This is a genomic window from Neobacillus drentensis (assembly GCF_036965645.1).
In the GTDB taxonomy this organism is placed as follows: Bacteria; Bacillota; Bacilli; order Bacillales; family Cytobacillaceae; genus Neobacillus; species Neobacillus drentensis_D.
Window position 1 is genome coordinate 1 of the sequence record NZ_JBALPZ010000109.1, and the last position, 9,441, is coordinate 9,441.

Here is a 9,441-nt window from a genome sequence, read left to right on the forward strand (position 1 = left end):
ATTTTTTACATAACCATTTAGAGTCTTTTAATTCCATTTTACTATATAAATTCTATTCGAAATTCATTTTTATTAACTGGGAGAATGAAGTCTATATGAAATTTAGAACGAAGCTTTATGGGGGATTAGTCCTAATCTTACTTTTTAACATTATTTTTCTAGGTATTTTATTTAAGATGGTCAATCAACAGACGGTTACGATGAATTCACTCGTTTCAGATTTAGACGAGAGGAAGTTGATGGCATCCACCATTGAGTTCGAGGTAGGGAATATGGGCAGAGAGTTGAGTGAGATCGCCTCTATTCCACCTGAGTCTGTACTTTCTCAAGTAGTGAACGAATGGGAACAATCAAGGAACAACATTCGCTCTTCGATTGAAAAGCTTGGAAAGATGGACAATCGTAAAGAAACACAGGCTCTAATTTCTAAATTTAACACGCTCTACAAAACCTATGAAGAAGTCGGAAACCAAATTATTATTTTACAAAAAACCGACCAAAACGCTAGTTTCGACAAGCTCATATGGGGTGATATCAAGCGAGATCGGGCACGGCTCCAGCAGATTACTGATTTGATTTATACCCTGCAGGAACAAGAAATGAAAGACCAACTTTTGCGGACAAAACAAACCTATAACCTTGAGCTGCGTATGATTTATATCGTTGTTGCCATTGGTTTCCTAATAGGACTTGGTGTCGCGATTTGGATTATTCGAGGTTTAACTAAAAATTTGCAGCGGGTTACTTCCGTTATGAGCAATGTGGCTCAAGATCATGGAACACAATTCCCCCGTATTGGGGTCACAACGAAAGACGAAATTGGGAAGATCTCCACTGCCTACAATCGAATGGCTCAAGCATTAGAAGAAAAAGCGGTGCAGGAAAAAGCCTTAATCGAAAAGGCCGAGGAACATAGCTGGCGGAAATCAAAAGTGGCGCAAATTACTTCCATGTATACTTCCGTTGAAGATTTTAAGACATTGTCCCGTTTATTTATCCAAAATATCACGCCAATGGTAGATGCCCACTATGGTGTTTTCTATATGAAAGAAGAAAGTAATAGTGGACATTGTCTGGTCAATATGGCTTCTTATGCCTTCAAACATGACCCGGATACAACAACAAGTTTCCATCTCGGTGAGGGACTTGTGGGGCAAGTGGCGGCAGAAAAGAAACCGATTATGATTTCCGACATTCCCGATAATTATGTAAAAATTACCTCCGGAATCGGTGAAGCTGCTCCTAAAAATATCTATATTTTACCGGCCGAATTTGAAGGAGAGATTTTGGCTGTTCTTGAGGTTGCTTCCTTAAAACCATTTAATGACGTGCAGCAGGCCCTTCTCCATGAAGTCATGGCCCATATCGGTATTACCATTAACAGTATCGGAAATCGGATGCAGGTCAAAAAATTATTACAAGAGTCGCAAGCCTTAACAGAAGAGCTGCAAAGCCAATCAGAAGAGTTGCAGCAACAGCAAGAAGAACTAAGAATCATGAATGAAGAGCTCGAGGTACAATATCAACATTCTGAGCACAAAAAAGAGGAATTGGAGAAATTCAGTATAGCCCTTGAAGAGAAAGCTCAAGAATTGGCTACTATCTCTCAATATAAATCCGAATTTCTGGCGAATATGTCACATGAACTTCGGACCCCATTAAACAGTTTATTAATACTTGCTCAAATGCTAATCGAAAAACGGAATGAAAATTTAACAGAGAAACAAGTGGAATACCTCCAAACCATTTATTCATCTGGAAACGATTTGCTACATTTAATTAATGAAATTTTAGATCTAGCAAAAGTGGAAGCTGGAAAAATGGAGGTTATTCACGGAGAGGTAGCTTTAGAAAAAATTAAGACCTTTGCAGAAAGATATTTTACTCCACTAGCTCGTCAAAAAAGCTTAGAGTTTACTATTTTCATAGATGATGATTTACCAGATTCTATCTACACCGATGAGCATCGACTGAATCAAATTTTGCGAAACCTTTTATCAAATGCATTTAAATTCACAGAAAAAGGGTGCATTTCCATTTTGATTAAAAAGGTTGTTCCCGATGGATTGGCTGACCTTAAAGAACCAATGATCAGTTTTACCATTGCTGATACAGGAATTGGGATTTCAAAAGACAAACAGCAATTGATTTTTAATGCGTTTATGCAAGCGGATGGTACGACCAGCCGAAAATATGGGGGAACAGGCTTAGGATTATCCATCAGCCGCGAGTTTGCCCACTTGCTTGGCGGCTTTATTGATTTAAGAAGTGAGGTAGGGGCTGGAAGTTCTTTCACTCTTTACTTACCCATTCATCATTTGGAAGAAAATAAAAGTAACAATACCGCCTTATTAGAATCGGCCGCTGCTCTTCAGGATGAGGAAGGCCATTCCTTCGGCGGTAGCAAGTTTCAACTGGAGACAAACGAAATCGGCGAAGATTTCACACAAGATTACTCGTTAATGAATGGGAAGAGAATTCTGATTGTAGATGACGATATGCGCAATATTTATGCCCTATCTTCTGCTCTTGAGGAATATGAGATCGAAGTACTTTTTGCTGAAAACGGCAGAGAAGGGATCGAAGTCTTGCAAGAAAATCCTGATATTGATCTGATCTTGATGGATATTATGATGCCGGAAATGGATGGATTTGAGGCGATGCGCAGTATTCGTTCTAGACATGAATTTCAGGAGTTGCCCATCATTGCTTTAACAGCCAAAGCAATGAAACATAACCGTGAAGAATGTATTCAGGCTGGTGCGTCAGATTACATTAGCAAACCGATTGATTTAGATCAGCTCTACTCACTGATCCAGGTTTGGCTATATAGATAGGCGGGATTCACCATTACCAATATTAATCTACTGCAGATAATGGAAATAGAGTTATTACTTGAAGCCATTTATCGCCATTATGGATATGATTTTCGAAACTATTCTGCTCCTTTCATTCAAAGAAGAATTTTGAATCGAATGGCTGTGGAAAAGCTAGGGACTGTATCCGGTTTACAGGAAAAAGTGTTACACGACCCCCTTGTGATGGATAAGTTGTTTTATGACTTTTCTATTAATGTAACGGAGATGTTTCGAGATCCCACTTTTTTTAAAGTTCTCAGGCAAAAAGTCATTCCGGTCATAAGAGATTATCCTGCTATCCGAATCTGGCATGTGGGCTGTGGTTCTGGTGAGGAAGTATATTCGATGGCGATTTTGCTGCATGAAGAAGGCGTATTAGAAAAATCAAAGATTTACGCTACCGATATCAATAATATTAATTTAGAAAAAGCGAAACAAGGTTCTTTTCCCTTAGAAAAAATGAAACTGTACACTACAAACTATATTCAATCCGGGGGGGAAAAGGCTTTTTCGGAGTATTATTCGGTGAAAAATGAACAAGCATCTTTTCATTCCTTCTTGAAAAAGAATATTGACTTTTTTCAGCACAATTTGGTTACCGATCAATCCTTTAACGAGTTTCATATCATTATCTGCCGGAATGTGATGATTTATTTTAATAAACAATTACAAAATCATGTTCATCAATTATTTTACGAGAGTCTATTTTTTTCAGGGTTTCTAGGCCTTGGAAAAAGAGAGGAGATACGTTTTACCGATTATGCAAAATACTATGAAGTACTCCATTCAGAAGAAAGACTTTACCGAAAAAACAAATAAGCCAGACACGGATACGATTAATATTTTAATGGTAGACGATCTGAAAGAAAATTTAATTGCATTAGAAGCCGTTCTCTCATCACCAAGCTATCATTTGGTAACGGCCAGGTCGGGGGAGGAAGCGTTAAAATGTATACTTAAACAAGATTTTGCGGTCATTTTACTGGATGTGCAAATGCCTGGACTAAATGGTTTTGAAACAGCCAAGCTGATTAAAGCTAGAAAAAGGTCAAAAGATATTCCGATTATCTTTATCACCGCTATCAGTCAGGATATGGAGCACGTTCTTCATGGTTATTCTGTTGGTGCGATTGATTACATATTTAAGCCGTTTAATCCAGAGACATTAAAACAAAAAGTAGAACAATTTGTAAAAATCTATAAAAGTCATACGGAGTGTTTAAAAAGGTCTGAATGGAAAAAGTCGATTGAACTCGAGGAAGTTCATAATAAATTGAATCGTACAAGCGGAGATTTATATAAAACGGAGACGTTATCAAAGGTGGTAGCGGAAACATTATTGGACACGATTGTTACCTTTAATGAATCCGGAGTTATTCTATCCATCAATCCGATGGTCAAAAAAATGTTTGGTTATAATGTTGAGGAATTAATCGGAAACAATTTAGCCACCATTCTCCCTGTAGTAAAGCAAGAGGGAGATCGGATGGCCCTCCTATCGATGCTATCCTTTACTAAGTCAGGAGTAGGAAAAATACTAGAAGGTGTCGGTTTAAGGAAAGACCAAAACCGTTTTCCTGTCGACGTTCAAATGGGAAAAGCAATTATCGAAGACACCCCTCTTTTTGTTTGCACCATCCGTGATGTGACGGAGAGGAAAGAAATCGAGAAAATCAAAAACCAACAATTTAATCTACTAAAAAAAGTAGTGGAAGAGCGAACATTAGATCTATTGTCTACGAATGAGAAGCTTAAAGCGGAAATTAAGGAGCGGAAAAAGGCAGCGGATGATCTAATCGTTTCCCATGAACTCTTGAAAAAAATATTTGAAGCTAGTCCTTGCTTAAAGGTGATTCGTTCCATACGTACGGGAAGATTTATGGATGTTAATAAAACCTGGCTCCAACATACAGGTTATGACTATGAAACCGTAAAGGATCAAGTTTTTGACTGGGCCCTATATACGTGGGGGGATGAAAATAAAGTCGATTTCGCTTCTCCCGGATGGAATAAGACGTTGAGCAATCTTAAAGTGACCTACCAATCGAAAAACGGGGAAAGGCGATGGGGATTGTTATCCACGGAAATCATTGAATTGCAAAATGAAGCATGCGTTCTTATCGTGGTAAATGATATTACGGAACGAGAAAATTTAGAAAAAGAGATGGTCCGTTTAGATCGCTTGAATCTTATTGGCGAGATGGCTGCTGGAATTGCGCATGAAATCCGGAACCCGATGACAACGGTACATGGATTTTTACAAATGTGGAAAAGCAATAATCAGCCGCTGTCACCTGAGTTCATTGATATTATGCTGGATGAACTAGACCGGGCTAATAGTATCATTAAAGAGTTTTTAACGCTCGCCAAAAATAAAGCTAGTAATAAAACTAAACAATCTTTAAATCGAATCGTTGAAGCCATTCTGCCCTTAATCACTGCAGAAGCAAACCTCGCAGGGAAAAGAGTTCAGCAATTTTTGGAACCATGTCCAGATTTGCTCTTAGATGAAAAGGAAATTCGCCAGCTTTTCTTGAATCTCGCTTTAAATGGACTTGAGGCGATGGAGTTGGGCGGGATCCTTACCGTAAGAACCTACACTGAACAAGAGATGGTTATTTTAGAGGTGAAGGATAGTGGAAATGGAATCAAGCCAGACATTCTTGATAAAATTGGCACTCCCTTTTTTACAACCAAAGACCAAGGGACTGGAATGGGACTAGCTGTTTGCTATAGCATCGCCGATCGGCATCAGGCAAAAATCAAGGTTCAGACAGGGCATGAAGGCACCAGTTTTTTCATTTGTTTTGATCGTTATTTAGATGAAAATCTCCACTTGAATGGTGAGAAAAAGTGAAGAAAAAAAGGCTGATCCTAGTTGTTTCTGCCGTCTTTATCTGTGGGTTATTGGGATATTTTTACAAAGTTTTTGCAGTTGAAAGGCCGACCGTTGCTGTCGTTTTGAAAGAATCCAAGTCGGAATACTGGTCGATCATGGCCTCTGGATTTGAAAAGGGATTTAAAAACTTTGGTGTAAAGGGAACTATTTTTACACCTGACCAAAATCATGAAGACCAACTGTCTCTTTTGAAAAAGGTATTAAAGGAAAAGCCGGATGCCCTTATTTTTTCTCCGGAAGATCCACCTGCATCTATCCCTATATTAAAGGAATTTAAAAAGGAACATATTCCGGTCCTGATTGTTGATACCGAGGTTAATTGGTCGGGTCAAACTTCCTTTATTGGAACCGATAACCTCTCATTAGGTGAAAAAGCAGGAGAGGTATTATCCTCCATGCTGCAGCCTGGTGACAAGGTGGCATTGATTGGTTGGATTTCAAACGATTCTGTAAGTGATGAGCGAATTCAAGGTGCCAAACAGGCTATAGATACAGTGGGAATGGACACAATCACGGAGAAGATCCATTATTATGATGAGGATGCCAAAGTTATTCCCTTAACCGCTAAATTGATAAAGATTCATCCTGACATCAAAGGCTTTTTTGCCTCAAATGATACTATGGCTTTAGAAGTTTTAAAGTACTTGAATAAAAAAGGATTAAAAATGCCCGTTATTGGAGCAGACGGAATAATAGATATGCTGAAATATGTCGAAAATGGAACGTTGAAAGGCTCGATTGCGCAAAATCCATATGATATCGGTTATATTAGTGTGGAAAATGCCTTAAAGACCATAAAGGGGCAAGAGGTAGAAAAAAAGATCAACAGTGATGTCGACATCATTACATCGGATAATGCGAAAAGTAAAATAGAGTTTATAGAGGGATTAAAAAATTAGGTTTGTTGTATAGAGTAGGAAATAAAAAGGTCTAAATTGTAATGCCCCAATTTAGTGCAACAAGAAAAACTTTAGAAAGGATGAGGGGTAATGAACAAATTTACGATTCTAATAATTGGCCTAGTAATGGTTTTGATGGCGGGATGCAGTTCAAATAACATTGAGATTAAGCTGACAACACCCAAATCATTTACACCAGGTCAATTAACTCCCATTCAAGTAAAAATCTTAGATCCTAAGGGTCAACCCGTAAAAGGGGCTAAGGTTAGTGCAAAATTGGACATGCAAGGGATGAGTCATGGAGATACTTCACTGAACTTCCAGGAAACAGGGAATGGCGTGTATGTTGGAAAAGCTAACCTTGAAATGGAAGGGGATTATACCGCAGCCATTCAAATCGATTACGATGGAGAAAAATCGCTATCGGAAAAAAGATTTTCAATTGTTTACAATCAGGCACAATAAGCAGTAGAAATGCCATTTTATTATTGAGGGGGACGGAGCAGAAGAACCGTCCCCCTGCTTCCTTCAATAAGCTTGAAAATTGGATACGCTTCCATTGATTTTATTTGTTTACCCTTGAGCAAGGTTCAGGTTATAATAAAATTTATAAATTTAGGATAACGAAATATTTTCAGAAAGGCGATGGACATTGAATAAACCTAGTGGAAAAAAACGAATACAGCTGGCTATACTACTTGGATCTCTTGGACTGTTAGGACCTTTTACAATCGATACGTATTTACCTTCCTTTCCAACCATTGTAAAAGACTATGATACCACGGCGTCACTCGTACAAATAAGTTTGACTTCCTGTTTATTAGGATTGGGCTTAGGGCAATTGGTTATTGGTCCTTTAAGTGATGTGAAAGGCCGCCGTCAACCCTTGCTTATCTTTATTACCTTGTATTTACTTGCTTCTATTACATGCGCGTTTGCGCCCAATATCTATTTTCTTATCATCGCTCGATTAGTCCAAGGTTTTGCTGCGGCTGGCGGTCTGGTTATCTCTAGAGCGATTGTTCGGGATTTATTTAGTGGGAGAGAGCTCACCAAGTTTTTTACGCTGATGGTGTTAGTGGGGAACCTCGGACCAATCGTTGCACCGATTGCTGGTGGGGGAATTCTTGCTTTTACCAATTGGCATGGGGTTTTTATTGCCTTGGCTATTGTGGGTGCGTTGTTGCTCTTCACTGTTACTATCAAGCTAGAAGAAACCCTGCCGACAGAAAATCGTGTACCAAGCAATTTACCACAAATTTTGAATAACTTTGGTTCTTTATTCAAAGATCGAACGTTCATGGGATACGCACTAACGCAGGGTTTTACGACTGCCGGAATCTTTGCCTATGTTTCGGGGATTCCGTTTGTCTATCAAAATATTTATCACGTCACACCGCAGCAATTTAGTTTATTATTCGGGACAAATGGAGTAGCCTTAATTATTGGAAGTCAGTTGGTCGGCCGCTTGGCAGACATTATTTCGGAGCGGGCATTCTTAAAAATAGGGTTAGCCATCTCTACCATAGCGGGTGCCTGGTTACTCATTGCTCTATTTTTAAAAGCTCCGCTATTCGCTGTAGCTATTCCGATTTTCTTTTTTGTCGGTTCAATCAGTATTATTGGAACCACTTCTTTTGCTTTAGCGATAGAAACGCAAGGGCATATTGCGGGGAGTGCCTCAGCCTTATTAGGTTTATTGCCATTTGTACTTGGGTCTTTAACGGCTCCACTTGTGGGAATAGCAGGGGCGTATACAGGTGTTCCGATGGGCGTTATTATCTTTTGCTCTAGCTTTCTGGCCGTCCTTTCTTATTTTGTATTGGTCCGAGGATCTTCGCTTAGGATACAACTATCAAATGATCAGTGCTCCATCAAGAAACCCAGTATTTAAAATATAAATACAAATATAAAGGAGAACACATTTCGTTATACTAGCGAACGTGTTCTCCTTTATTTATCTACTATTAATCTTAATAAGAACATATAGTTTAGGATATTTCCTTTCAATATATTTTTATCTAAGGTTAATCCGTATATCTAACACCTTTTAAGATCATTTTGACTTTCAATTTTGTATCTTGGACAATATTTTTTTGAAATTCTTTTGCCTTTTTGAAGGCATCCATCATTCCTGATGCTAAAATCTTAATTTCTCTCGTACCCACGGGTTCTTCTAGTAGAAAAATATATTCTTTCATGCTATTTCACCTCTCTAGTTGTAATTTTAATATAATTATATACGAAGTTGAAAGCGATTACCACTATTTTTTGTGAACGTTTTCAAACATTTTAATAGTTTGAGAGCTGCTGCATTTTCGTGGATATTTTTGTTATTCCATAAACGGGTAAGATTAGTTCGAATTTGCGGGTATAGAAGCGTGGTTCTTTAGGAAAAGATATTTCCATATAATTGGAAAGAGGAATTTACGAATGAGGAATATCGCGGCGCTTTTTTCATTACTTATGCCTGGCGTTGGACAATTTTATAACAGGAACTTCATCAGAGGTCTTGTTTTTCTTGTTATTGAACATTTTGATAATATCTATGGAAAGATAAATAAGGCAATACAACTTGATTTAAATGGTTTTCATAAACAGGCTTTGGCAGCGGTCATATATGATGGAATGTTATTCTATCCAGGTTTCTATGTTTACGTGGTTTGGGATGCGTGGTTTTATGCTAAAAAGGGTGCGAATAAAACTATAACTGCGATTCCTTTTATATTAGGTGGATTTTTAGGTGAACTTGGAGCAATTTTTGCTTCAAAGTTGCCAATTCCAA

Annotated in this window: 8 protein-coding genes; 7 read left to right on the forward strand and 1 reads right to left on the reverse strand. The window is 38.2% G+C overall.

Annotation, left to right across the window (positions count from 1 at the left end; all coding sequences use genetic code 11):
* The first annotated feature begins 95 nt into the window (after positions 1-95).
* The 6 genes from V7266_RS19535 (at position 96) to V7266_RS19560 (ending at position 8,550) form a co-directional block, all read left to right on the forward strand.
* Positions 96-2,837, forward strand: coding sequence for a response regulator (locus V7266_RS19535; protein WP_335470128.1), 2,742 nt, complete (start codon positions 96-98; stop codon positions 2,835-2,837).
* Positions 2,838-2,876: 39 nt separating this feature from the next.
* Positions 2,877-3,677, forward strand: coding sequence for a CheR family methyltransferase (locus V7266_RS19540; protein WP_335470130.1), 801 nt, complete (start codon positions 2,877-2,879; stop codon positions 3,675-3,677).
* On the forward strand, positions 3,586-5,715 hold the full coding sequence (locus V7266_RS19545) for a PAS domain S-box protein (RefSeq protein WP_335470131.1): 2,130 nt from the start codon (positions 3,586-3,588) through the stop codon (positions 5,713-5,715). Before V7266_RS19540 ends, V7266_RS19545 begins: the two co-directional genes overlap by 92 nt.
* A complete protein-coding gene (locus V7266_RS19550) occupies positions 5,712-6,656 on the forward strand; it encodes a sugar ABC transporter substrate-binding protein (RefSeq protein ID WP_335470132.1) in 945 nt (314 codons plus the stop codon). The genes V7266_RS19545 and V7266_RS19550 overlap by 4 nt, the downstream gene beginning before the upstream one ends.
* Positions 6,657-6,746: 90 nt before the next feature.
* Entirely contained in the window at positions 6,747-7,121 is a 375-nt protein-coding gene (locus V7266_RS19555; protein WP_335470133.1) for a FixH family protein, read from the forward strand.
* A 187-nt stretch (positions 7,122-7,308) separates the two neighbouring features.
* Positions 7,309-8,550 carry a Bcr/CflA family multidrug efflux MFS transporter gene (locus V7266_RS19560; RefSeq protein WP_335470134.1) on the forward strand — a complete coding sequence of 414 codons (1,242 nt, stop codon included), beginning with the start codon at positions 7,309-7,311 and terminating at the stop codon, positions 8,548-8,550.
* A gap of 133 nt (positions 8,551-8,683) precedes the next feature.
* Here the strand turns inward: V7266_RS19560 and V7266_RS19565 are convergent, their stop codons facing one another.
* A complete protein-coding gene (locus V7266_RS19565) occupies positions 8,684-8,857 on the reverse strand; it encodes a hypothetical protein (RefSeq protein ID WP_335470135.1) in 174 nt (57 codons plus the stop codon).
* Positions 8,858-9,089: 232 nt separating this feature from the next.
* On the opposite strand from V7266_RS19565, the gene V7266_RS19570 reads away from it, so the two are divergent.
* The coding region (locus V7266_RS19570; RefSeq protein WP_335470137.1) for a hypothetical protein at positions 9,090-9,441 on the forward strand (352 nt) is incomplete at its 3' end.